Genomic DNA, 23,955 nt, shown 5'->3' on the forward strand with positions numbered 1-23,955 from the left:
CCCAAACCCGTCGAGTGTTTCAAGTTAACCAATCGGTCCCTGATGGGCGTGCATTGGTAAGGACAAAGTCTTGCACGGCGGGTCGACCACCACCGCACAGTCCTCCCAACCAAGACCCTGCGATTGACCTGCTACTTGCCTCCATTCGCGTTCATTTGCCGACGACCAAGCATTCCGGACGCCACGTCGCGAAGTGGCTGCCAAAAAAAAGGCCCGGTAAAACCGGGCCTTGAATGCACGTGTTGAAGCCTATCGTCGATCGAATCAGGCTTCGGCGATTTCTCGGGACGTGATATCGAGCTCGATCGCATCGTCGTCCACGCGCACGACCACCTGGCCGCCGTTGGCCAGTCGGCCGAACAAAAGCTCTTCGGCCAGCGGTTTCTTGATGTGATCCTGGATCACACGGGCCATCGGCCGTGCGCCCATCTTCACATCGTAGCCGCGCTCGGCCAGCCAGCTGCGCGCCTCGGCTTCGACCGTGAGCCCGACGCCGCGTGCTTCCAGCTGTGCTTCGAGCTGGAGGATGAACTTGTCCACCACCCGCTCGATGACTTCGCCCTGCAACGGCTGGAACTGAATGATCGAGTCCAGACGATTGCGGAACTCCGGCGTAAAGCCACGACGAATGGCTTCCATGCCGTCCGAGCTGCTGTCGCTGGGATTGAAGCCAATCCCGCGGCTGGCCATGGCTTCGGCCCCGGCGTTGGTCGTCATCACCAGGATGACGTTGCGGAAATCTGCTTCCCGGCCGTTGTTGTCGGTGAGCTTGCCGTGGTCCATCACCTGCAAGAGCAGGTTGAAGATATCCGGATGGGCTTTCTCGATTTCGTCCAGCAGCACCACCGAGTGGGGCTGCTTGTTGACCGCTTCGGTCAGCAGCCCGCCCTGGTCATAGCCGACATACCCCGGCGGTGCGCCGATCAGGCGCGACACCGTATGCCGCTCCATGTATTCGGACATATCGAAGCGAACCAGCTCCACGCCCAGATGCAGCGCCAGCTGGCGGGTGACCTCGGTCTTGCCGACGCCGGTCGGCCCGGCGAACAGGAAAGAGCCGATCGGCTTGTCCCGGTTGTCCAGACCCGAGCGCGACATCTTGATGGCGCTCGCCAGTGAGGTGACCGCTTCGTCCTGGCCGAAAATCACCAGCTTGAGATCACGCTCGAGCGTCTTGAGCACGTCGCGATCGTCACGGGACACCGTCTTGGACGGAATCCGCGCAATACGCGACACCATATCCTCGATATCACGGACCTGGACGGTCTTGCGCTTCTTACTGGACGGCCGCAGACGCAGACGCGCGCCCGCCTCGTCGATCACGTCGATGGCCTTGTCCGGCAGGTGCCGGTCGTTGATATGCCGGGCCGACAGCTCCGCAGCGGCCTCCAGCGCCGGCTGCGTGTAGCGCACCTGATGATGCTCCTCGAAACGGTCCTTGAGACCGCGCAGGATCTGCACGGTATCGGCCACGCTCGGCTCCGGCACATCGATCTTCTGGAAACGGCGCGCCAACGCCCGATCCTTTTCGAACACACCGCGGAATTCCTGATAGGTGGTCGCACCCATGCAGCGCAACTCGCCGGAAGCGAGCTTCGGCTTGAGCAGGTTCGAGGCGTCCATCACACCACCCGAGGCCGCACCAGCGCCGATGATGGTATGAATTTCGTCGATGAACAGCACCGCACCGTCCTGCTTTTCCAGTTCGGCCAGTACGCCCTTGAGACGCTTTTCGAAATCGCCGCGATATTTTGTACCGGCAATCAGCGCGCCCAGATCGAGCGCGTAAATCACGCTCTTGCCGAGAACCTCCGGCACCTCGCCGTCGACGATCATGCGGGCCAGGCCTTCGGCGATCGCCGTCTTGCCAACGCCGGCCTCGCCCACCAGCAGCGGGTTGTTCTTGCGCCGGCGGCACAGCGTTTGCACCACGCGCTCGATCTCGTGATCACGGCCGATCAACGGATCCACGTCACCTTCGGCCGCCTTGCGATTGAGGTTGGTCGCATATTGTTCGAGCGGTGACTTGCCGGCCTCGCCGCCCTCCTCGGCTCCTTTCTCCGAGGTCGAGCCGGGCTGTTCGCCTTCGCTACCCGACTTGGATACACCGTGCGATACGTAGTTGACCACGTCGAGTCGGCTTACACCCTGCTCGCCGAGCAGATAGACCGCATGTGATTCCTGCTCGGAAAAGATCGCGATCAGTACGTTGACCGCGGTCACCTCTTTCTTGCCCGACGACTGGACATGGTAGACCGCGCGCTGCAGCACGCGCTGGAAGCCCAGCGTGGGCTGGACTTCATGATCTTCACCGGCCGGCACGACCGGCACATGCGTATCGATATAGCTTTTGAGTTCGCGTTCCAGACTCGGAATATCCGCGCTTACCGCTTCCAGCACCTCGGCCACGCCGGGATTATCCAGCAGTGACATCAGCAGGTGCTCGACAGTCAGCATTTCGTGGTGCTGACGTCGCGCCACCATGAAGGCGGCATCCAGAGCGGTTTGAAGTTCCTGGCTCAGCATTTTGCGTCCCCGAACCTAATGTTCGATTGAGGCCTGATTCTGTCCTCGAAGATTGCGAAAATCAGGCTTTTTCCATAGTACACAACAGCGGGTGCTGATGGGCGCGTGCATGGTCGTTGACCATGGCCACCTTGGTTTCGGCTATCTGAGCCGTAAACGTACCAGCCACCGCCTTACCCCGCGTATGAACGGTCAGCATGACCTGGACCGACTGCTCGCGGTTGAGATTGAAAAACGTCATCAGCACTTCCACAACGAACTCCATCGGTGTGAAGTCGTCGTTGTGCATGACCACTTTGTAGAGCGGTGGCTGCTTGGTTTTCGGCCGACTGGTTTCGACAACGGCCTCGCCTTCGTCTTCCACCGTCGGCTTGGGTTTGTCGGACTGACTCATCTCGTGCCTACCTTGGCCTGCCGTCGAGTCTTGCATGAAGACTCAATCGGCATCGAATCCATTTTCTATACGCAGGATATAAGGATACGGGGGCAGCAAATCAATCGATCGGACGCAATCGATCGCCCAGGCCTCGTAGCCAGGGCATCCGCGCGGGTCGGCGCGGGAAGAGGCGGGGTTATTCGCCGAGGTTGTGCGCTAGAAGCGAACGAATACGCTGCGGCACTTTCTGTTCGACTTCCATGCGGGCCACGTTGATCGCGCTGGCAAAGGCAACGGCATCGGCATCGCCGTGCGACTTGATAACCGTACCCTGCAGGCCGATGAAGGTCGCCCCGTTGTACTGGCGCGGATCCACGCGCCGACGAAATGCCTTGAGCACCGGCATGGCGAAGAATGCCGCGCTACGCGTCAGCGCATTGCGCGAAAATTCCTCTCTCAGGAACTGGGCTATGAGCTTGCCCAGGCCTTCACTGGTCTTGAGCGCAACGTTGCCGACAAAGCCGTCGCAGACCACGACGTCAACGTCGCCGATATAGATATCGTCGCCTTCCACGAAGCCGATATAGTTGAGCTCGCTCTCTCCTAGCAGCTTGCCGGCCTGCTGGATCTGGATATTGCCCTTGATCTCTTCGGCGCCGATATTGAGCAGCCCGACCCGCGGTTCCTCGACGCCGTGCACGGCTTCGGCAAGTACCGCGCCCATGACCGCGAACTGGAACAATTGTTCGGGGGTCGATTCAGCGTTTGCGCCCAGATCGAGCATCAGGGTATGGCCCTGACGAGACGGGATCGGCGATATGATCGCGGGCCGGTCGATACCGGCCAGGGTCTTGAGCACGAACCGCGCCGTAGCCATCAGCGCGCCGGTATTGCCCGCCGATACGCAGGCCGCGGCGTCGCCGTTCTGGACCACGTTGATCGCCACGCGCATCGAAGAGTCTTTCTTCTGGCGCAGCGAGCGTGCCGGCGATTCCGACATGCCCACCACTTCGCTGGCATGGCGCACGGCGAGGCGCTCGCCGACGTCTGCCTTCTTGTGGCGTGCGATCTGTCGATGCAGAGTTTCGGCGTCACCGACCAGAATGATTCCCAGGTCGGGGTGAGCCTGCAAACTCTTGATCGCGGCTTCCACGGCCACAGGGGCGCCGTGGTCGCCGCTCATGGCGTCGACTGCAATACGCGTCATAAGTCGGAGCCCGGGGCTTCTAGCCCCGGGAATCATCCGTGCTTAAACGTCGTCGCCGGTATTGACGACGCGACGACCACGGTAGAAACCGTCGCGCGTGACGTGATGACGCAGATGCGTCTCACCAGTCGTCTGATCGATCGACAGCGTCGGCGGATTCATGCTGGCGTGCGTGTTGCGACGCTTGTCGCGCTTCGAACGGGATTTGCGGTTCTTTTGGACGGCCATGGCGTTCTATGTCTTCCAGCGTTGTCGAAAATCGTCAATCGTCGCGTTTGAGCTGATTCAGCACCGCGAACGGATTGTTGCGTCGTTCATCGTATTGTTCGTCACGGCGCGGCATGTCGTGATCGACATACTGCGCCGTACATTCGGGCCGGCTGCACCGGGCTACGCTAGGCAGCGCCAGAAGCAGTTCGTCAGCCACCAGCGCATGCACATCCAGCATGTCGCCGTCGGCCAGCACCGGTTCGTATTCGCGCGGCACGTTTGCAGCAGCGTCGTCGTCGCCGACTACGACGCCGGACACGGCCACGTTCATCGGATGATCGAAAGCGTTCAGACAACGCTGGCATTCAAGCCGAAGCGTCGTGCTGATATCACCCTCGACATGGACACGCCGTTGCGCATCCTCCCGAAACTCGAGATCCACCATCACCGGGCTTGCACCGGCCGATGCGTCGATCGTCTGTGCCGCGACTCGATCCAGATGATCCAGATCGAGACGGCCTTCGATTCGCCCCTGCTGTGTGGCAAGCCGACGGTAATCGACACGAGGTACCAGCGCTCGGGGCGTGCTCATGGCGCGCGATAATAGGGCCGAAACCCCGCCAAGTCAAAGCATTTCGCCGTTTCGGTCTTGGCATGCACCGTACGCGAGGCCGACAGATGGCGGTACGGATCGTTTATCCTCTGGCGGCCAGAGATTCGCCGACAAAGGACTCCGCATGGCCCCGACCTCCCCCGCACCCATCATTCTTGCCTCCAGCTCGCCCTGGCGGCGAGAGCTTCTGACTCGCCTGGGGCTCGAGTTCGAAGCGATCTCGCCGGATATCGATGAAAGCGCGCGCGTCAACGAAGCCCCGACGGCCCTGGCCGAGCGCCTGGCTATCGGCAAGGCACGGCGCATATTCGATGACCGCCCCGAAGCCATCGTAATCGGTTCCGACCAGGTCGCCGATGTGGAGGGCGATATTCTCGGCAAGCCCGGCACGCCGGAAAAGGCACGGGCACAGCTGCGTCATCAATCCGGCAAGACCGTGTATTTCCATACCGGTCTGTGTGTATGCGCGCCCGTATTCGACACACCGCGTTCCTGTGTCGAAACCGTGACCACGCGTTTTCGCGAACTCGACGATGCCCGCATCGCGCGTTATGTAGAGCTCGAGGACGTCACCGCGACCGCGGGCAGCATCAAGTCCGAAGGCCTGGGCATCAGCCTTGTCGAATCGATCGAGTCGAAAGATCCGTCGACGCTGGTCGGACTGCCGCTAATCGCGCTGTGCCGGCTGCTCGCCGAGGCCGGCGTCGAGATTCCCTAGGGAATCGCTAGAAAAGCTCTGGCCAACCTGTCGTGGTCGCGCCGGCGTGCTTCGCGCGCGGCCGGCATGAAAAGGCCGGCTGCCCCGAAGGCGTCGGCCTCAAATACGCCGCCACTGCGTTGCCGAGTTCGACCTGTCCAGAAGACAGGCGCCGCGCTCGCCTGCCTTGTCGCAACGCATTCGAGGACTCGAACGCGAGCCACGAAAGGTCATGCAGCGATTCCCGAGCCGGCGCGATCAGGCGCTGCGCCGTTCGCAGGCCAGCCAATCGGGCAGCGTCTCGACGCTGTCGAGCACTTCAAGCGCGCCGGCACGACGCAACCGCGCGGCGTCGTGAACGCCACAGCCCACGCCGATCGCATCCACTCCGGCCGCCCGGGCCATGGCGACATCGTATTCGGTGTCACCGATCATCAGCGCATGCTCGGGCAGCGTGGCCGACCGCAAGAGGATGTTCTCGATCATGTCCGGCGCCGGCTTCGGCGTGCATTCGTCGGCACAGCGCGTCCAGCGGAAATAACCTTTGGTGCCCGTGTCGCGCATCGCGGCATCCAGGCCGCGCCGGCTCTTGCCGGTGGCCACCGCCATCTCGAAGCCCTGCGCCTTGAGTGCCTCCAAGGCATCCACGACCGGCGGGAAAAGCTTCGCGGCACTGCGTTTCATTCCATAGCGCGCGCGATAGGCGTGCAGGCGCGCGCGTACGCGCTGCGTGTCCAGATCCGGAAACAACCGTGCCAGCACGTCGTCCAGACCGAGGCCGATCAGTTCGCGCATGCGATCCGGCGAGCGCTCGGGCAGCCCCAGATCCTGAATCGCGGTCTGCATGGCCGACACGATTTCGCCGGCGGAGTCCATCAAGGTGCCGTCCCAGTCGAATACCAGCAGTTCGTATCGCTTCATTCCTGTTCATCCAACTGGTCGAGTAGCTGCGCCAGATCCGCGGCCAGCGGCGCGTCGAGCTGTAACGTATCCTGTCCGTAGGGCATATCGATATGTGCGGCGTGCAGGAACATGCGGCCAAGCCCCCGCTCCTGCCATAGCGCGGCACGCCGATTCGAGCCGTATTTGTCGTCGCCGGCCACGGGATGGCCGCAATGGGCGGCGTGCACTCGGATCTGGTGGGTGCGCCCGGTCTTGATCTCGACCGACATGAGCGTGGCATCGCCATAAAAGGCGACCGGTTCGAAGCGCGACACGCTCGCCTTGCCGCCCTCGGGGTCTACCGTGACCATGCGTTCGCCGCTGCGCTCGACATCGCGCGATAGCGGCACGTCCACTTCGATCGCCCCCGCTTTCCAATGTCCATCGACGAGAGCCAGATAGCGCTTGGTCGCGGCCGCGTCGTTCAGGCCGGCCCGCAGGGCGTCCAGCGCCGCGCGCGAACGGGCCACCAGCAGACAGCCGCTGGTCTGGCGGTCCAGACGATGTACCAGTTCGACGTACTCGCCCGGCCGTGCCACCCGCAACACTTCGATCAGGCCAAAGCGCAGGCCGCTGCCGGCGTGCACCGCCAAGCCCGCCGGCTTGTTGAACACCAGCATGTCGTCGCGCTCATGCATCAGCGCCCTACGGGTCTTCTCGATCAGGCCGTCGGGCGGGCGACCGGGGCCGGGCTTTTCTTTCTGGCGTACCGGCGGCAGGCGGATCTCGTCGGCTTCGGCCAGACGCGTGCCCGGCTTGGCGCGGCCGCGGTTAACCCGCACCTCGCCACTGCGGATGATCCGGTAGACCTTCGATTTCGGAACGTCCCGAAAGGTGCGCAAGAGGAAATTGTCGAGCCGCATGCCTGCATCGTTACTATCGACGCGGACATAGCGAACTTGAGCGGGTGCCGTAGTCAGATTACACTCCCAAGGTCGGGTTGATTAATCTGTCCGCCGACGCCTTTCCCGCGCGGGCACGCAATCGCCGACTGACAGTCATTTGTCACACGCTTAAAAAATGCCGGGCAAGCCTAGCATGCGCCCCGGATACAGCGTGTTCTTCCGCGAAGAGTCATTTATTTATTCATGTGCTCCTGTCTGATTGTTGCTGCGCACCGTGTGATCGTCGCCGTCCTTACCGGCCACGAGACCACGACTACGCCGGCGGCCGGCGCCTGTTTGCGCGCGCCGCTTGCACTTTCGGGCAGTCGAGCGCCAGTCGAGACCCATTCGAATGAAACGCATTTTGATCAACGCCACGCAGCCCGAAGAGCTGCGCGTGGCGATCGTCGATGGCCAGAAACTCCATGATCTAGATATCGAAGTCGGCAGCCGCGAACAGCGCAAGGCCAATGTCTACAAGGGCCGCGTGACGCGTGTCGAGCCGAGCCTCGAAGCCGCCTTCATCGATTACGGCGGTAATCGGCACGGTTTTCTGCCGCTCAAGGAAGTCGCCAAGGATTACTTCAACAAAAACCAGAACGGCGGTAACGGCAAGGACAGCATCAAGCACGCGCTGTCCGAAGGTCAGGAGATCATCGTTCAGGTGGAAAAGGAGGAGCGCGGCAACAAGGGCGCTGCTCTGACCACCTTCGTCAGCCTCGCCGGGCGCTATCTGGTGCTCATGCCCAACAACCCCCGTGCGGGCGGCGTGTCGCGGCGGATCGAAGGCGAAGACCGCAACGAGCTGCGCGAAGCCCTTAACGAGGTACAGGTACCCAACGGCATGGGCGTGATCGTGCGCACCGCCGGCGTGGGCCGATGCGCCGAAGAACTGCAGTGGGATCTGGACTATCTCGCCCAGGTCTGGAAAGCGATCAACGAAGCCGCCGACGCGCGCAAGGCGCCGTTCCTGGTCTATCAGGAATCCAACGTCATCATCCGCGCGCTGCGCGACTACCTGCGCGACGATATCGGCGAAGTGCTCATCGACCAGGCCGATATCTACGAAACCGGCCGCGAGTTCATGCAGCAGGTCATGCCGCATGCGCTGGGCAAGCTCAAGCAATACACCGACGAAACGCCGTTGTTCTCGCGTTTCCAGGTCGAATCCCAGATCGAGAGCGCCTTCGAGCGGGAAGTCACCCTGCCCTCCGGCGGCTCGATCGTGATCGACCACACCGAAGCCATGACCTCGGTCGATATCAACTCCGCCCGTGCGACCAAGGGCGGCGGCATCGAGGAAACGGCCTTCAACACCAACCTGGAAGCCGCCGAGGAAGTGGCCCGCCAGCTGCGTATCCGCGATCTGGGCGGCCTGGTGGTGATCGACTTCATCGACATGGAAAGCAACAAGAACCAGCGCGAGGTGGAGAACCGCCTCAAGCAGGCAGCCAAGGCTGACCGCGCGCGGGTTCAGATCGGGCGCATCTCGCGCTTTGGCCTGCTCGAAATGTCGCGCCAGCGGCTCAAGCCCTCACTGTCGGAATACTCCTCCCAGGCCTGCCCGCGCTGTCTCGGCCGTGGTTCGATTCGCAGCGTGGAATCGCTGTCGCTGTCGATTCTGCGCCTGCTCGAGGAAGAAGCCATGAAACCGTCCACCGGGCGGGTGATCGTGCAGCTGCCGATCGCCGTGGCCAGCTTCCTGCTCAACGAAAAACGCGACGATATCGCAGGCGTGGAAAAACGCTCCAGCACCCAGGTCACGCTGGTGCCGAACCACACGCTGGAAACCCCGCACTACGAAATCAAGCGCGTGCGTGGCGACCAGCTTTCCGAAGACGCCAACGACGCGACCAGCTACCGCCTCGATACCCACGTGGAGATCGAAAAACCGGTGGAGCCGAACCATGGCACCGCCACCACCACCCGGGAAGAGCCAGCGGTCAAGCGCGTGGCGCGGCCCGATGCACCGGTGATCGAGCGCAAGAGCGCGCCGGCCGAGGCCCCCGCGGCCGCGCCGACCGTCAGCATGACGCCCTGGCAGCAGCTCTGGGATGCCCTGCGGCGTATATTCGCCGGCGATGCCAGCCCCCAGACCACGGCTGCGGCCACCGCCGCTGCCAGCACTGCCAAGGCAAAAACGAGCGAAACCGCGGATACCTCCGGCGATAACAACGACAGCAGCGAAGGCGCGCGCAAGACCAAGCCCCGTCGCGGCAACCGCTCGAACGACGATGGGCAGAGCGATAGCGACAGCGGCAAGGACAACCAGAGCAGCGGCAACAAGCGCTCGCGCCGCGGTGGCCGCAATCGGCGCAATAATCGCAGCGACAACGACAGCGGTGACAAGGACAATTCCGCGTCCAAAACCAATAACGCCGGCAAGAACGACGACAGCGACAAAAAGCGCGGCGACGGCGATCGCAACAAGCCGAAGGACAAGAAGCAGGCGGCGTCGCAGGACAATGCGAATGCCCGTAACGAGGGCACGAAGAACGACGACACGTCCAGGAAGGACAAGTCCTCGTCAACCCAGGACAGCAGCCAAAGCAAGGGCCAAAGCAACGGCCAGAGGAAGGGCCAGAACAAGGACGACAACGACGCCGATAACAAGTCGCCGGCAGCGCAGACGTCGAACGAGTCGAACGCCGACGATACGACCAAGCCCGCGCAAGCCGCTCAGGCCGCAGACGGTAACGGCAGCGACAGCGGCGACAGCTCGAACAGCGACGCCAATAACGAAGGCGGCGGTGCACGTCGCCGGCGGCGGCGTGGCGGTCGCGGGCGTCGCGGCGGGCGCAATCGCAACAAGACGGCCAGCGACGGCCAGAACGAGTCGGAATCCTCGGGCGACGCCCAGGCCGATTCGGATAGCGCCGCGCAGGCAGACGCCGGCTCGAACGAAGCGCAGTCGGTCGCAGCGCAAGACGAAAACAAGCCGGCGACCCCCGTGCCGGCGGACGACGCATCCCTGAACGCCGACAAGCCGGATAGCGGCGACGCCGACAAGTCCGGCCAGCCGGACACGAATGCGGCCGACGCGGAATCGGACGAGGCCACCGACGCCGAGCGCGCGCATGCGCCGGCTGCCGAACCCAGCGCCGAGAAACAGGCCGAGGCCTCGAAGCCACTGAAGGCCCCGGCGCCGGAAGACGACCAGCCGTGGTCTGCGGTAACGGCCAGCGATAATGCCAAGGCGGCATCGCAGCACAAGCCGGCCCAGGCCGAATCCGAACTGAGCTCGGTGGAAATCCGCGAACAGGCCGCCAGCGATCGCGCAGACGAAGCATCGACGGCCGACGCAAAGGGCGACACGCATAGGGACAAGTCCGACGCGACAGAACAGCCCGCCGCCGCGCAAACGCCGGTCGCCTCATCAGAACCGGCAAACGCAGAAGAGCCCGAAGCTGAAAGCAGCGACGAAACCGTCGGCAACCCGGCGACACCGACTGCGGACGCCGAAAAGCCGGCTCAAACCGCGAGCGACGACGAAGAACCCGCGCCCAAGCCGAAGCGCAAACGAAGCCGCAAACCGGCCAAGAAAGCCGCGCCCAGCGAGGGCGAAGCAAGCGCGAACGCCGAGCCGGAAGCCAAGACGAAGACTGCGGCCGAAACCGAAACCGAAACCGAAACCGACGATAGCGAAAGCTCGGCCGGCAAACTCGAGCAAGTCGAGACGCAAACCGGTGAGGCGAAGCGTCAGGCCGATATCGAGGACACGTCGGTAGCGGCGAGCGAAACGACTGCCGAAGCCGTTTCCGAATCGGCAGAACCTTCCGAAGCAGCCGAGCCGGCGGACTCAGCCGAGACAGACGACATCCCCGTCGCCCAGGCGCGGGCCAGCGTCGAGGAGGTGGTTGCCGATAGCGACGAAACCCCATCCGAGTCGGAGAAAGCCCTCGATCAGGTCGAGACCCGGGCCGATACGTCGGACAGCTCGGACACCTCGGACGAGGACAAACCGCAAAGCAAGTCGTCGGCGTCCTGATCGACTGACGCCGGCGCAAAAAAGGCCCGGCCCCGTAATGGGGTCGGGCCTTTTTTGTGTACAGCGCCCGGCGGCGTATGGGTATTCGGACCGCGTGCGAACGGACCGGCCGGGATGGCTAGTCGAGGTCTGGCCAGCGCTGGCGGATATCTTCAAGCAGGCCGGTCGAGGCGTCTTCGATCATATCCAGCACCAGCTCGAAGCCACGCTCGCCGCCGAAATACGGATCCGGCACGCTCTGATCCCGGTAGGCGCTGCTGTAGCGCATGAACAGAGACGGCTCGGCGCGCGCGCCTTCGGTGGTCTGATACAGCGCCTGCAGCGAGGCGAGGTTATCCGCGTCCATGGCCAGAACATAGTCGAAATAGCGCAAATCCTCGGCGGTGACCTGCTGGGCCCGCAGATCGTCGATATCGATCTGGCGGCCACGCGCCGCATGGGCCGCGCGCCGATCCGGCGGTTTGCCGATATGCCAGTCGCCGGTGCCCGACGAAGCAATCTCGATACGATCGGCCAGGCCGGCCTCGTCCACCCTGTGCCGGAACAAGCCATGCGCGGTGGGCGAACGACAGATATTGCCCAGGCACACGAACATCACCCGAACAGTCGCTTCAGTCATCATCTCTCTCCGCAGAATGCCCGGCCGCCATCAGCGCCTCGACCAGCGCGATGTCGTCGGGCGTATCGACGCCCGGCCCCGGCACGGTACGCGCCTCGACCAGAGCGATCGGCAGGTTCAATTCGAAGGCACGCAGCTGCTCCAGCGACTCGATCCGCTCCAGGGCGCCGGGCGGCGCGGCTGAAAACCGTTGCAGCGCACCGGCGCGATAGGCATAGATGCCGAGATGGCGAAATGCACACGCTTCGAACTCGGTATTGCCGCTGTCGCGATGAAAGGGGATCGGCGCCCGGCTGAAATACAATGCCCGCCCCGCAGGCGTTGCCACTACCTTGACGATATTGGGGTTGTTGAAGGCGTCGGCATCGCGAATCGGAGTGCAGGCCGTGGCCATGGCAGCCTCGGTATCGCTGTCGAGGGCTGTGGCGACCTGGTCGATCAGCGCCGGCGGCATAAGCGGCTCGTCGGCCTGTACATTGACCACGATCGTATCATTTGCCCAGCCACGCTGGGCGGCCACTTCGGCAATACGGTCGGTGCCACAGCTATGATCTGCACGCGTCATGCACGCAGTCACGCCGGCCACGCGCGCAGCGTCGGCCACCGCCTCGCTGTCGGTAGCCACGATCACCTCTGTCGCACCGCTGGCACGCGCCGCGCGGCAGACATGCGCCAGCATCGGCTCGCCCGCGATGGCGTGCAGCACTTTGTTGGGCAGACGCGTGCTGGCCAACCGTGCAGGGATGATAACGACGAAGTCCATGGCGCTCCTTTTTGCGTTGCGATTGGCTCAGGCGGCCCGGCAGGTGCCCAGCAGGCGGTCGAGCAAGGCGTCGATACGGGCGTCGCAACCCGCGCTGAACGCCACGCGTACCGGCACCTGCCAGCAGCGCGCGGTGTTTGCAAAGCCGCGACACTTGACCGCGTCCTTGCCGGTCATCAGCAGTGGCCAGTCGTCCGCGAAGTCGAGATCCTGTGCCCGATAACGATAATGGTCCGGCATCGGGTGTTCGATCACGTCCAGCCCTAGCCCACGCAGCATGTCGAAAAAACGATGTGGATCGCCAATGCCGGCGATGGCATGCACGGGCGTACCGACAAACTGGGTCAGCTCACGGCTTCTGCCCTGTCCGTCGATCGACATCGCGGCACCGGGCACGAGCCAGAAATCCGCGCCCGGTCCATGCACGAGTGATAGATCCACCGTCTCCAAACGTGACGGCGCCTCCCGTAGCGGCCCGGCAGGCAGTAAAGACCCGTTGCCCACGCCGCGGCGTGCGTCGGTCACGGCAATCTCGGCGTCGCGTCGCAGCGCGTAGTGCTGCAGGCCGTCGTCGGCGATCACCACATCCACGCCCTGCTCCACGAGCCGTCGGGCGCCGCGCGGACGGCGCGGGTCCACGACCACGCGGGCGCCGGATTGCAGCGCCATCATCAGGGGTTCGTCACCGACTTCACGCGCGTGGCTGTCGGGCCCGACGTCGAGTGGATAAGCCTCGGCTTGACCGCCGTAACCCCGCGAGACGACGCCCACCCGCAGGCCGCGTTGCTGCAGCTTTTCAATCAGGGCCAGCGTGAGCGGTGTCTTGCCGCTGCCACCGACGGTGATATTGCCGACCACCAGCACCGGCACGCCGACGGCCTCACTGCGCAGCCAGCCGAGGCGGTAGAGTCGCTGCCGTATCCAGACCACGCCGGCGAATAACGCGGCCAGAGGACGCAGAAGCAGCCAGCCCCGCCCTTGGCCATACCAGCTGCGTTGCAACGCCGCGCGCATGAGATCGCGCTAGTTCCGGCGTGCCGGGCACGCAATCATGAGTCGCGAACCGCGCACAGGCTCAATCGGGCCGCGCGAACTGAATATCGTGCAGACCGCGATAATGCCCGCCGATCTGCATCAGTTCGCTATGGGTGCCCTTTTCTACCAGGGCGCCGTCATGCATCACCACGATCAGATCGGCATCCTGGATCGTCGACAGACGATGGGCGATGACCAGCGTCGTACGATCCTGCATCAGCACGTCGAGGCCCTTCTGGATGGCCTTTTCGGATTCGGTATCCAGCGCGGAGGTCGCTTCGTCCAGAATCAGGATCGGCGAGTCCTTGAGCAGTGCCCGCGCGATGGCGATACGCTGGCGCTGACCGCCCGAAAGCATGATGCCGTTCTGGCCCACGAGCGTGTCGTAGCCGTTGGGCAACGACTGGATGAATTCGTCCGCATAGGCACGACGCGCGGCATCCATCACCGCCTCGCGGTCGGCATTGCCGAGCGCGCCGTAGGCGATATTGCCGGCCACGGTATCGTTGAAAAGAATGACGTTCTGATCGACCAGGCTGATCTGCTGGCGCAGATCGCGCAGGCGATATTCGGTCAGATCGTGGCCGTCGAGCTTGATATGGCCCTGGCCGTATTCATAGAAGCGCGGCAGCAGCGACAACAACGTGGACTTGCCGCTGCCGGAGCGACCGACGAACGCGACCGTCTGCCCCGGCTTCACCTCGAAACTGATCTCTCGAAGCACATCGGTCTCGGTGCGCGGATAGCGAAACCAGAGGTTGCTGACTTCGATATGCCCGCTCGCCCGCTCGATCGTCAGGGTGCCCTGATCGTTCTCGCCCGGCTCGTCGATAAGCTCGAAAATGGCGCCGGCCGCCGCCATGCCGGCCTGAATGGTGGCGTTGACGCTGGTGAGCCGTTTTATGGGGCCCATCATGGCCATCATCGCGCCGAAGAAAGCGGCCAGATCGCCCGGCGACATGATGCCGCCACCGGTATCGCGTACCGCCACCGATACCACGAACGCCACCGCAAAGGCCGCGATCATCTGGATCACCGGCACGCTCGCCGCGCTGGTCGTGGACTTGCGCATCGACATGCGACGATTGCGCTCGTTGATACGGTCGAAACTCCGGGTTTCGCGCTCTTCACCGCCGAAGACCTTGACCACGCGCTGGCCGGTCAACACTTCTTCGCTGACGTGGGTGATATCGCTCATCGATTGCTGGATCTGCATGCTGTAGCGTCTGAACCGCTTCGAGACATGGCTGATGATGATGGCGATGAGCGGGCCGATAACCAGCGTGATCAGGGCCAGCGACCAATTGATCCAGAACATCAGGAAGGTGAAACCCACGATCCGCAGCGTGTCCTGGATCATGATGGTGATCGCGCTGGTGGCAGCGCCCGAAATCTGGCCGGTGTAGTAGGTCAGTTTCGCGGTGGTCTTGCCGGTCGAGTTGGCGTCGAAGAAGCTGGACGGCAGGCGCAGAAACTGCGCGAAGATATCGCTGCGCACATTGTAGATGACGCGGTTGGCCACCCAGGACATGCCATAGCTCGAACAAAAGCCGAAGGCCCCGCGAAACAGGAACAGCACCAGCATGAACGCCGGAATCCAGCGGATCATCCACGGATCGCGATCGACGATACTGCCGTCGAGCAGCGGCTTGAGGATATAGATCAACGCCGTATCCGCGGCGGCATAACCGGCCATGCCGATGGCGGCGATCCCGAGCCACTTCTTGTGCCGCCACGTATAGCGCAGCAAACGCGGGTAAATCTCGCCGATCGGCATGCTTGTTTCGAATTGCTGTCGCGCCAAGATGAGGGCCTATACGTGAAAGTGAAAAACCCGACGCCATCGGCGCCGGGCCATATTGTCATCGTTTATCGTTACGAGTCGCAATTTCGACGCGTTCGAATGCGGCCTGCGAGGCTGCGTCCATGGCGCGTACGACCGCCGCATGGCTGGCCGCGCCGTCCGCGCGTACGCGCAGCGCTCGCTGCGGATATTGTGCATGCAGCGCACTCAGCGAAGCGACCAGCTCGCCAGCCTGCGTGTGCCGACCGTTGATGCGGTACGCGCCCTCGGCGTCGATATCGACGATCACGGCTTCGGTCGCGGCCATTGCCTGCGCGCTCGCCGCCGCCGGCAGCTCGAGGGGCAAATCCTTTTCGTCGACGAAGCGGCTCGACACCATGAAAAAGATCAGCAGCAGAAACACTACGTCGATCAGCGGCGTGAGGTTCACCGACGGTTCCTGATCGCTCGCACGGCGCACGAACTTCATGACGAAGGCGCATCGCGCTGGCCTTCAATCAGGCGCACCGCCCATTGTTCAAGCAACAGCCCGCGTTTCTCGACCAGGCCGTTGAAATAGCGATAGGCCACGAGCGCGGGAATCGCCACGCACAGCCCGGCGGCGGTGGTTACCAGCGCCTGCCCGATGCCGCCGGCCAGAGCCTGGGCGTCGCCCAGGCCGGCTTCGGTCATGGTGGCAAAGATCTGGATCATGCCCGCGACCGTGCCGAGCAGGCCGAGCAACGGCGTGATCGCTGCGATGGTGCCCAGGGTGTTCAGGTAGCGCGCCATGTCGTGGCCGACCTGACGACCCGCTTCCTCGATGCGCTCGCGGCGGATATCGATACTCTCCCCGCGTGTTGCGACCACCGCTGCCCAGACGTGTCCCAGTGGGCTATTAGCCTCCAGCGACTGACGCTCCGCGTTCGACAACGCGCTCGCACGCGCCAGTCGCGACCGCTGGTCAAGCAGCTGGGGCGGCGCCACCCGCTGCGTACGCAGCGCCCAGGCCCGCTCGATCACGATGGCGAGGCCGAGCACCGAGCAGATCGCAATCGGCAGCATCAGCCAACCACCGGCCGCAAGCATTTCTGCCATGCCTTGTTCCTTCGATATCAGGCAAGGCGGCATGATAAGCGCCCGAGTCGTTGCGGGCCACCCATGCGCCGCCAGGCGGGCCTGCCGCGAGGGAAGCTCTGCCCCCCCCCCCCCTCTCGCGGGTCGCGGTCGATTCCTCGCAGACGGTGCGGCAAGGCGTCCGAGCGCGGTGCCTGCCTCATTGGCAGGTCAAGCTCGGCAACGCAGCCGCGGCGTCTGTGAGGCCGAACCCGTTCGGGGCCGCCGGCTTTGCGCGCGCCTGGTCTTCGTCAAGGCGCGCTGGCGTGCAACAAGCACGCTACGCGCACCTTTCCTCGCCAGCCACGCGCAAAGCACGCCGGCGCAACCGCGACAGGTTATGCAGAGCTTCCCTAGGGCGTATGCCATACCCGCGGCGCCGCTTGCCGCCAGCGACTGACTTCGGGCGGACCCGGCGTCGGCCGGATTGCGAGTTCGATCGCACCCGAGTCAGCGGTATTGACCACGGCGGCATCGGCAGCGCGCAGCCGTGCGACCACATGCTCGTCGGGGAAACCCCAGCGGTTGTGCCAGCCGGCAGAAACGAGCGCGATGTCGGGCGCCACCGCCGCCACAAACGGCTGCGAGCTGGAGCTTGCGCTGCCATGATGGGCCACGACCAGCACGTTTGCTGCGAGCGCCGCTGCATCGCGCTCGACCAGCACCTGCTCGCCGGCCTGTTCGATATCGCCGGGCAACAGCACCCGACCACCGGGCGCATCGATACGCAGCACGCAGGAACGGGCGTTGTTGCTCATGCCCGGCTCGATGTCGTCATCGCTCGGATAGAGCATCGTGAAGTCCACGCCATCCCACTGCCAGTGCTGGCCGGCACGACAGGGATGATCACTGTCGGCCCCGCTGCGCCGGCGCACGTCGAGCTGTTCGGATATCGCCTGCGCACCGCCCATATGGTCGTTGTCACTGTGGCTGATCAGCAATTCATCGACCGTGGTCCGCCCTACATGGCGCAGATACGGCACCACGAATGCGTCGCCAGCGTTGAACCCCGTGCGATAGGCCGGGCCGGCATCGTAGACCAGCGTATGACGACGGGTCCGAACCACCACCGCGAGGCCCTGGCCCACGTCCAGCACCGCCAGCCGCAGCCCGCCCGGCGCGATTTCATGCGCTGCCGGGCGCAGGCCGATGACCGCCGGCAACAGAAATACCGGAGCGAGCCACCGCCCCGGCAGGCCCCGTGGCATGGCCAGCAGCGCCACCCCCACGAGCGCCAGCACCAGCGCCATCGCGCCGTGTACGCCGGGGTGGATACTCGCCCACGGCCAGCTCGCAAGCGCGGCCAGTCCCGGCCAGGCCCACTCCAGCCCTGTTGCGATGGCAGCCAGCGCCGGGCCACCGACGTCCGGCACCAGCAGCGCGACGACGGTGGCAAGCAGCAGGACCGGCACGAGCAGCACCGCTGCCGGGATGAGCAGCGCATTGACCAGAGGGGCGACGAGCGAGGCCTGGCCAAAGAACCATGCGCTCAACGGCCCCAGCCCCGCCACTAGACCGAGTTGAAGCATGATGAACCCGAGCACGCGCCGTCGCGTGACCACGCGACCAAGATAGATCAACCATGCCACCGCGCCGAACGACAGCCAGAAACCGGGACTGATCACCGACACCGGCGCCCAGAGCACGACCACGATCGCCGCCAGTGCGAGTATTCGTGACACCGCGATATGGCGCATGGCCACCAGCGCGAACAGCGCCGCCGCCACCATCACCAGCGCACGCTGGGTCGGCAAGGCGAAGCCGGCCAACAGGGCATAGAACAGCGCGCCCGCCAGGCCTACGCCGCCCGCCAGCCATGGCACGGGCGATCGCGGCGCGAACCGCAATGCCAGCCAGCGCGCCAGCGCAAACAGCCACCCGGCGACCAGACCGATATGCAGGCCGGAAATTGCAACCAGATGCGAGGTGCCGGTGGCACGCAATACCGCCCATTGCTCGTCGCTGATCGCATCTCGAATCCCCAGCGTGAGCGCGGCCACGATCCCTTTCATGGCCGAGCCTTCCAGAAACGGGTCGATACGGCGCATGGCCAGCGCGCGCAGGCGGTCGATGGTAAGCCGGGGTGGCGTGTCGCAGGGTTGGGCCTGGCGTATGTAGCCGCTGGCATCGATACGTTCGCGCCAGAGCCAGCCTTCGTAGTCGAACGTGCCGGGGTTGGCCGAGCCGTGTGGCGTATCGAGCTTGAACGCGCCGCTCAGGCAGTCCCCGGGCAATAGATCGTGGCCGTGGTCGTACCAGGACAGACGCAGTCGATAAGGTGGCGTATCACGGGCCAGCACGAACCGGGCGCGATACGGATCGTGGGCGACGATGCCGACCACATGGCCGGTCATGGGCACGGTTTCGCCGGTTCTTGCCACTGGCCAGCGCGAGTCCAGCTGGCGCTGGATGCCAAAGCTCGTCCATGCCGCGCCTGCCAGGGCCACGAATAGCACTATGCGCCCCGGCCAACGCCACAAGCACGGCAGCAGCAGCGCGCCCAACAGCCACAGGGGCAAAGGCGCGGGCTGGAGGTAGGTTGCAGCCACCGCGGCGATGAGCGACACCGCGAGCCAGCGCGGATCGCGGTCGGCTGCCTGCAGCGCCCGGCGCACCATGTGCGCGCCTGCGCGTGCGTGGTCGTATGCGCCTGCCCCCTTCGCCTGCCCCATCATCCTGTTTCGACGCGCTTACGCCGTTTGCGGCCAGACAATCAGCCTAGCGCTTGTAGCGTCGCGCGCAACCGCCACCGCCGCATTGCTTGAGCGGCGCTGGCGATAAAGGCTCAGGCAAACGCGCTTGCCTGAGCGGGCGACAGCCGCCCGTCGGCCAGGCTCCAGACCTGGTCCATACGCTGGGCGAGTTCGCGGTCGTGGGTCACCATCACCAGGCTGGTATTCATCGACGCATTGAGCTCGAGCATCATGTCGAACACGCTCGCAGCGGTGCGATGATCGAGATTGCCGGTGGGTTCGTCGGCCAGAATACAGGCCGGACGGGTGACCAGCGCGCGGGCCACCGCCGCGCGCTGGCGCTCGCCGCCCGAAAGCTCTGTGGGCTTGTGCTCTAGACGGTCGCCCAGCCCCACCTTGCGCAAGAGATCGCGCGCTTCGTCCAGCGCTTTTTTCGGCGGCCCGCGCCGGATCAACAGCGGCATGGCCACGTTCTCTACCGTGGTGAACTCCGGCAGCAGATGATGGAACTGGTAGATGAAGCCGAGCTTTTCGTTGCGCAGCTTGCCGCGTGCGGCGTTGGACAACGTGGTCATGTCGCGCCCGGCAATATGAATCGTGCCCCGGCTGGGCACGTCGAGGCCGCCCAAAAGGTGCAACAGCGTCGATTTGCCGGAGCCGGAGGCGCCGATCACCGCGATCTTTGCGCCCGGGGCCACGTTCAGATTGATGTCGTCGAGCACCGTAACCGGCTCGCGCACCTCAGTGAACGTCTTGGACAGATGGCTGCAGCCGAGCACGCTGGTGCCGGTCTCGGGAGTGTTACTCATAACGCAGGGCCTCGGCCGGCTGCACGCGGGCGGCACGCCACGCCGGATACAGCGTCGACAAAAACGACAGCACGAGCGACAGCAGCGCAATCTGCACCACGTCGCTTTCATGCAGCTCGGCCTTGAGCTGGCTGATGTAATAAACGTCGGCCGACAGCAGGTCGGTATTCAGCAGGCTTTCGAGCATGGGCACGATATGTTCGATGTTGATCGACAGCAGCACGCCCAGGACTACGCCCACGACGGTACCGATCACGCCAATCAGCGAGCCCTGCACCATGAAGATCGCCATCACCGACTTCGGCGACATGCCCAGTGTGCGCAGGATGGCGATATCGCCCTGCTTGTCGGTGACGACCATCACCAGCATGGACACGATATTGAACGCGGCCACTGCGATGATCAGGCTCAGGATGATGAACATCACCGTCTTTTCGGTCGCGATGGCATGGAAGAAGTTCGCATGCTGACGGGTCCAGTCGGATACGCGTTTGCCCGGGTCGAGTATCACCTCGAGCTGACGGCTCACGCTGGGCGCATCGAACATGTCATTCAGGTGCAGCCGTACGCCGGTCACGCGATCTTGCATGTTGTATAGGGTGGCCGCATCGCCCATGTGAATCATGACCATGCCGCGGTCATATTCGTACATCCCGACCTGGAAGATGCCGCCCACGGTAAAGCGGCGAAAACGAGGCACGATACCGGCCGGGGTGATATTGGCCTCGGGGATCATCAGATCCACCTTGTCGCCGACGTTCACGCCGAGAATCGCGGCCAGCTCTGCACCGATGACGATGCGGTACTTGCCCTTCTCGAGCGAATCGAAACTGCCGCCCACCATGTGATCGGCCACATCCGAAACTTTGCGTTCCTTTTCGGGCAGCACTCCCCGGATCATGGTGCCAGCCATGTTGCGACCGCTGCGCACCATGCCCTCACCGCTGATATAGGGCGCCGAGCCGGTGACATCCGACAGGCGCTGGTCGACCTGGCTTTCCACGTCCTGCCAGTCCTGCAGGCCGCCGCGCCCCGCCGATATCTCCACATGCGAGGCCATGCCGAGGATACGGTCACGCAGCTCCGCTTCGAAGCCGTTCATCACCGACAACACGGTAATCAGCAGCATCACGGCAAGCGCGATCCCGCCCATCGAGATGGACGAAATAAAGGAGATGAAATGGTTGCGCCGCTTGGCCCGCGTGTACTTCAGGCCGGCGTAGAGTTCGAGGGGTCTAAACATTGGCGCGCATTAAAGCATAATGGTCGCAATCGGCGCAGGGGGTCTGACGCCGAAAACCATCGTCGGGGATTTGAGTCATGCGCATGAGAACGTCTCTGCTTGTTTTAGTTCAGATTTCGGGGCTGATTTTGATCAGCGGCACGGCCTGCGCGCAGTCGAACAGCGGCTACGCCGACGACAGCATGTCGGATGCCGGTGCCACCCATACACAAACGCGCGGCACGGTACTCGATATGCCGGCCGGCGAAAATACCGCCCAGGGCGCGGCCACGCCACGCCCGAGCACGCCGCCGCGCGGCATGACCAAGGCGCGCGTGCGCCAGCAGTACGGCGAACCGCAGAGCAAAAGCCAGCCGGTAGGCAACCCGCCGATCACGCGTTGGGACTACCCGGGCTATCGGCTCTACTTCGAATACGATCATGTCCTGCACGCGGTCGTGCCCGACCATTTCGAACCCGTCACCCATAGCGACGAACTCCAGCCGGCGGATTGATGAAAGAACGTGTACTGCCGGCCGAATGGGCGGCACAGCAAGCCACCGTGCTCGTATGGCCGCGCAGCGGCGGCGACTGGGGCAACGGCCTCGACGCCGCCCGCGACGCCATCGCCGAGTTCGCCGCCGTGCTCTGCGACTACCAGCCCGTGATCCTGGCGGCCGCGGATGCCGAATGCAGCGCCAGCATCGCCGCGCACTCGCGACTTGCCGATGTGGCCCGGCTGAGCGTGGTGAACGTGGCCAACGACGATATCTGGGCACGCGATACCGGCCCGATCACGGTATTCGACAACGGCGCTCGGCGGTTTCTAGATTTTCGTTTCGATGGCTGGGGCGGCCAGTTCGAAGCCAGCCGCGACGATGCCTTCACCGCCGCCCTGCATGCCACCGGTCTGCTCGGCCACGGTGGGCTCGAGCGGCACGAGATCACGCTCGAAGGCGGCAGCATCGAATCCAACGGTGCGGGCGCACTGCTGACCACCGAACGCTGCCTGTTGCAGGGCCGGCGCAACGCGGATTTCGACCGCGATCGCGCGGTCGCCGCCCTCGCCGACGCACTGGGCGCGGACACCGTGCACTGGCTCAGCGAGGGTGACCTCATCGGCGACGACACCGATGGGCATATCGATACGCTGGCCCGTTTCGTCGCCGCCGACACGATTGCCTATCAGGGCTGTCGCGATGAAAACGACGCCCACTACGCTGCGCTGGCCGCGATGGCAGACGAACTCGCCGCCCTGCGCGATAGCAACGGCCAGGCCTATCGTCTGGTGGAACTGCCGCTGCCCGCGCCGGTGTACGACCCGGACGATGGCCATCGACTGCCGGCCGGCTATGCCAACTTTCTCATCGCCAACGGCTGTGTGGTCATCCCCGCTTTCGACGACCCGGCCGACGACCACGCCCACGAGATCATCGCCGGGCTGTTCCCGGATCGCGATATTCGACGCGTCGACAGCCGTGCCTTGATTCGCCAGCACGGCGGCCTCCATTGTGCAGCCATGCAAATTCCTGCCGAGTTGTCCTGATGACCTATCCCGCCCCGCTGCGCGTTGCCGTGGCGCAATACGCCTGCACGCCCGAACCGGCGACCAATCTGGATACCGCGGTCGCGCATATCGAACAGGCCGGCGCGGCCGGCGCGAAACTCGTGTTGCTGCCCGAACTGCACAACACGCCCTACTTCTGCCAGCGCGAAGACCCGGCCCTGTTCGACTTGGCCGAGCCCATCCCCGGCCCGTCCACCGAACGCCTGGCGGCGGCCGCGCGCGATGCGGGCGTGGTGGTGGTGGCATCGCTGTTCGAACGGCGTGCGGCGGGGCTGTATCACAACACCGCGGTGGTGCTGGACGCCGACGGAACGCTCGCCGGGCGATATCGCAAGATGCATATCCCGGACGACCCGGAATACTACGAAAAATATTATTTCACCCCCGGCGATCTCGGCTTCACGCCGATCGATACCTCGATCGGCCGGCTGGGCGTGCTCGTTTGCTGGGACCAGTGGTACCCGGAAGCCGCCCGCCTCATGGCCCTGGCCGGGGCCGAGCTGCTGGTGTATCCGTCGGCGATCGGCTGGGACGACGCCACCGATGACGGCGCCGAACAGCAGCGCCAGCTCCATGCCTGGCAGGGCGTACAACGCGGTCATGCCATCGCCAACGGCCTGGCGGTTGTGACCTCCAACCGTGTGGGCATCGAAGGCGACAACGCCACCGAAATCCGCTTCTGGGGGCACAGCTTCGTGTTCGGCCCGCAGGGGGAAACGCTGGCCGAAGCCGGCGAGGATGGCGAGTTACTCGTCGCAGACATCGACCTGCATCGCACCGAGTCGGTCCGGCGTATCTGGCCGTTCCTGCGCGATCGCCGTATCGATGCCTTCGACGATATCACCCGGCGTTATCGCGACTGATAGCCAGACCGTTTTGACATTTGCCGTGCGATAACCGCGGCC

At 64.2% G+C, this 23,955-nt stretch carries 21 protein-coding genes; 5 read left to right on the forward strand and 16 right to left on the reverse strand.

Annotated elements, in window-relative coordinates; translation table 11 throughout:
- Positions 1–264: 264 nt before the first annotated feature.
- From clpA to C84B14_RS10175, 5 genes are all read right to left on the reverse strand, one after another.
- Positions 265–2,526, reverse strand: coding sequence for an ATP-dependent Clp protease ATP-binding subunit ClpA (clpA, locus tag C84B14_RS10155; protein ID WP_348765330.1), 2,262 nt, complete (start codon positions 2,524–2,526; stop codon positions 265–267).
- Positions 2,527–2,587: 61 nt separating this feature from the next.
- Entirely contained in the window at positions 2,588–2,920 is a 333-nt protein-coding gene (clpS, locus tag C84B14_RS10160; RefSeq protein ID WP_348765331.1) for an ATP-dependent Clp protease adapter ClpS, read from the reverse strand.
- A 178-nt stretch (positions 2,921–3,098) separates the two neighbouring features.
- The gene (gene plsX / locus C84B14_RS10165; RefSeq protein ID WP_353223848.1) at positions 3,099–4,109 is read right to left on the reverse strand and encodes a phosphate acyltransferase PlsX; all 1,011 of its coding nucleotides are present in this window, start codon (positions 4,107–4,109) and stop codon (positions 3,099–3,101) included.
- Between the two features lie 42 nt (positions 4,110–4,151).
- Complete coding sequence (gene rpmF / locus C84B14_RS10170; RefSeq protein WP_293625172.1) at positions 4,152–4,337, reverse strand: 50S ribosomal protein L32; 186 nt, start codon at positions 4,335–4,337, stop codon at positions 4,152–4,154.
- 34 nt (positions 4,338–4,371) lie between these two features.
- Entirely contained in the window at positions 4,372–4,911 is a 540-nt protein-coding gene (locus C84B14_RS10175) for a YceD family protein (RefSeq protein ID WP_353223850.1), read from the reverse strand.
- A 145-nt stretch (positions 4,912–5,056) separates the two neighbouring features.
- Here C84B14_RS10175 and C84B14_RS10180 point away from each other — a divergent pair, with 145 nt between their 5' ends.
- Positions 5,057–5,650, forward strand: coding sequence for a Maf family protein (locus tag C84B14_RS10180; protein ID WP_353223852.1), 594 nt, complete (start codon positions 5,057–5,059; stop codon positions 5,648–5,650).
- Between the two features lie 237 nt (positions 5,651–5,887).
- Here the strand turns inward: C84B14_RS10180 and C84B14_RS10185 are convergent, their stop codons facing one another.
- On the reverse strand, positions 5,888–6,550 hold the full coding sequence (locus tag C84B14_RS10185; RefSeq protein ID WP_353223854.1) for an HAD family hydrolase: 663 nt from the start codon (positions 6,548–6,550) through the stop codon (positions 5,888–5,890).
- Positions 6,547–7,434, reverse strand: coding sequence for an RluA family pseudouridine synthase (locus tag C84B14_RS10190; protein WP_353223857.1), 888 nt, complete (start codon positions 7,432–7,434; stop codon positions 6,547–6,549). The genes C84B14_RS10185 and C84B14_RS10190 overlap by 4 nt, the downstream gene beginning before the upstream one ends.
- 373 nt (positions 7,435–7,807) lie before the next feature.
- On the opposite strand from C84B14_RS10190, the gene rne reads away from it, so the two are divergent.
- The gene (rne, locus tag C84B14_RS10195) at positions 7,808–11,443 is read left to right on the forward strand and encodes a ribonuclease E (protein WP_353223859.1); all 3,636 of its coding nucleotides are present in this window, start codon (positions 7,808–7,810) and stop codon (positions 11,441–11,443) included.
- A gap of 118 nt (positions 11,444–11,561) precedes the next feature.
- Here the strand turns inward: rne and C84B14_RS10200 are convergent, their stop codons facing one another.
- The 9 genes from C84B14_RS10200 to C84B14_RS10240 all read right to left on the reverse strand — a co-directional run bounded on the left by C84B14_RS10200 (position 11,562) and on the right by C84B14_RS10240 (position 21,504).
- On the reverse strand, positions 11,562–12,062 hold the full coding sequence (locus C84B14_RS10200; RefSeq protein ID WP_353223861.1) for a low molecular weight protein-tyrosine-phosphatase: 501 nt from the start codon (positions 12,060–12,062) through the stop codon (positions 11,562–11,564).
- The gene (kdsB, locus tag C84B14_RS10205; protein WP_353223863.1) at positions 12,055–12,825 is read right to left on the reverse strand and encodes a 3-deoxy-manno-octulosonate cytidylyltransferase; all 771 of its coding nucleotides are present in this window, start codon (positions 12,823–12,825) and stop codon (positions 12,055–12,057) included. Before kdsB ends, C84B14_RS10200 begins: the two co-directional genes overlap by 8 nt.
- A gap of 27 nt (positions 12,826–12,852) precedes the next feature.
- Entirely contained in the window at positions 12,853–13,839 is a 987-nt protein-coding gene (gene lpxK / locus C84B14_RS10210) for a tetraacyldisaccharide 4'-kinase (RefSeq protein WP_353223865.1), read from the reverse strand.
- Positions 13,840–13,900: 61 nt separating this feature from the next.
- Entirely contained in the window at positions 13,901–15,664 is a 1,764-nt protein-coding gene (gene msbA, locus C84B14_RS10215; RefSeq protein ID WP_353223867.1) for a lipid A export permease/ATP-binding protein MsbA, read from the reverse strand.
- 58 nt (positions 15,665–15,722) lie between these two features.
- Positions 15,723–16,133: an ExbD/TolR family protein gene (locus C84B14_RS10220; protein ID WP_353223869.1), complete on the reverse strand. Its 411-nt coding sequence runs from the start codon at positions 16,131–16,133 to the stop codon at positions 15,723–15,725.
- Positions 16,130–16,741, reverse strand: a complete 612-nt coding sequence (locus C84B14_RS10225; RefSeq protein ID WP_353223871.1) for a MotA/TolQ/ExbB proton channel family protein — start codon at positions 16,739–16,741, stop codon at positions 16,130–16,132. The genes C84B14_RS10220 and C84B14_RS10225 overlap by 4 nt, the downstream gene beginning before the upstream one ends.
- Positions 16,742–17,112: 371 nt before the next feature.
- Positions 17,113–19,377 carry a DNA internalization-related competence protein ComEC/Rec2 gene (locus C84B14_RS10230; RefSeq protein ID WP_353223873.1) on the reverse strand — a complete coding sequence of 755 codons (2,265 nt, stop codon included), beginning with the start codon at positions 19,375–19,377 and terminating at the stop codon, positions 17,113–17,115.
- A 167-nt stretch (positions 19,378–19,544) separates the two neighbouring features.
- Positions 19,545–20,261 carry a lipoprotein-releasing ABC transporter ATP-binding protein LolD gene (lolD, locus tag C84B14_RS10235; protein WP_353223875.1) on the reverse strand — a complete coding sequence of 239 codons (717 nt, stop codon included), beginning with the start codon at positions 20,259–20,261 and terminating at the stop codon, positions 19,545–19,547.
- The gene (locus C84B14_RS10240) at positions 20,254–21,504 is read right to left on the reverse strand and encodes a lipoprotein-releasing ABC transporter permease subunit (protein ID WP_353223877.1); all 1,251 of its coding nucleotides are present in this window, start codon (positions 21,502–21,504) and stop codon (positions 20,254–20,256) included. Before C84B14_RS10240 ends, lolD begins: the two co-directional genes overlap by 8 nt.
- Before the next feature lie 83 nt (positions 21,505–21,587).
- On the opposite strand from C84B14_RS10240, the gene C84B14_RS10245 reads away from it, so the two are divergent.
- Genes C84B14_RS10245 through C84B14_RS10255 form a run of 3 tightly spaced genes read left to right on the forward strand, consistent with a single transcriptional unit; the run spans position 21,588 to position 23,913 of the window.
- Positions 21,588–21,998 (forward strand): hypothetical protein, encoded by a 411-nt coding sequence (locus C84B14_RS10245; protein ID WP_348767803.1) that lies wholly within the window; start codon positions 21,588–21,590, stop codon positions 21,996–21,998.
- The gene (locus C84B14_RS10250) at positions 21,998–23,029 is read left to right on the forward strand and encodes an agmatine deiminase family protein (RefSeq protein ID WP_353223879.1); all 1,032 of its coding nucleotides are present in this window, start codon (positions 21,998–22,000) and stop codon (positions 23,027–23,029) included. The genes C84B14_RS10245 and C84B14_RS10250 overlap by 1 nt, the downstream gene beginning before the upstream one ends.
- Positions 23,029–23,913, forward strand: coding sequence for a carbon-nitrogen hydrolase (locus C84B14_RS10255; protein ID WP_353223881.1), 885 nt, complete (start codon positions 23,029–23,031; stop codon positions 23,911–23,913). Before C84B14_RS10250 ends, C84B14_RS10255 begins: the two co-directional genes overlap by 1 nt.
- Positions 23,914–23,955 lie beyond the last annotated feature (42 nt).

The sequence above is a fragment of the Salinisphaera sp. C84B14 genome, from assembly GCF_040361435.1.
Classification (GTDB): domain Bacteria; phylum Pseudomonadota; class Gammaproteobacteria; order Nevskiales; family Salinisphaeraceae; genus Salinisphaera.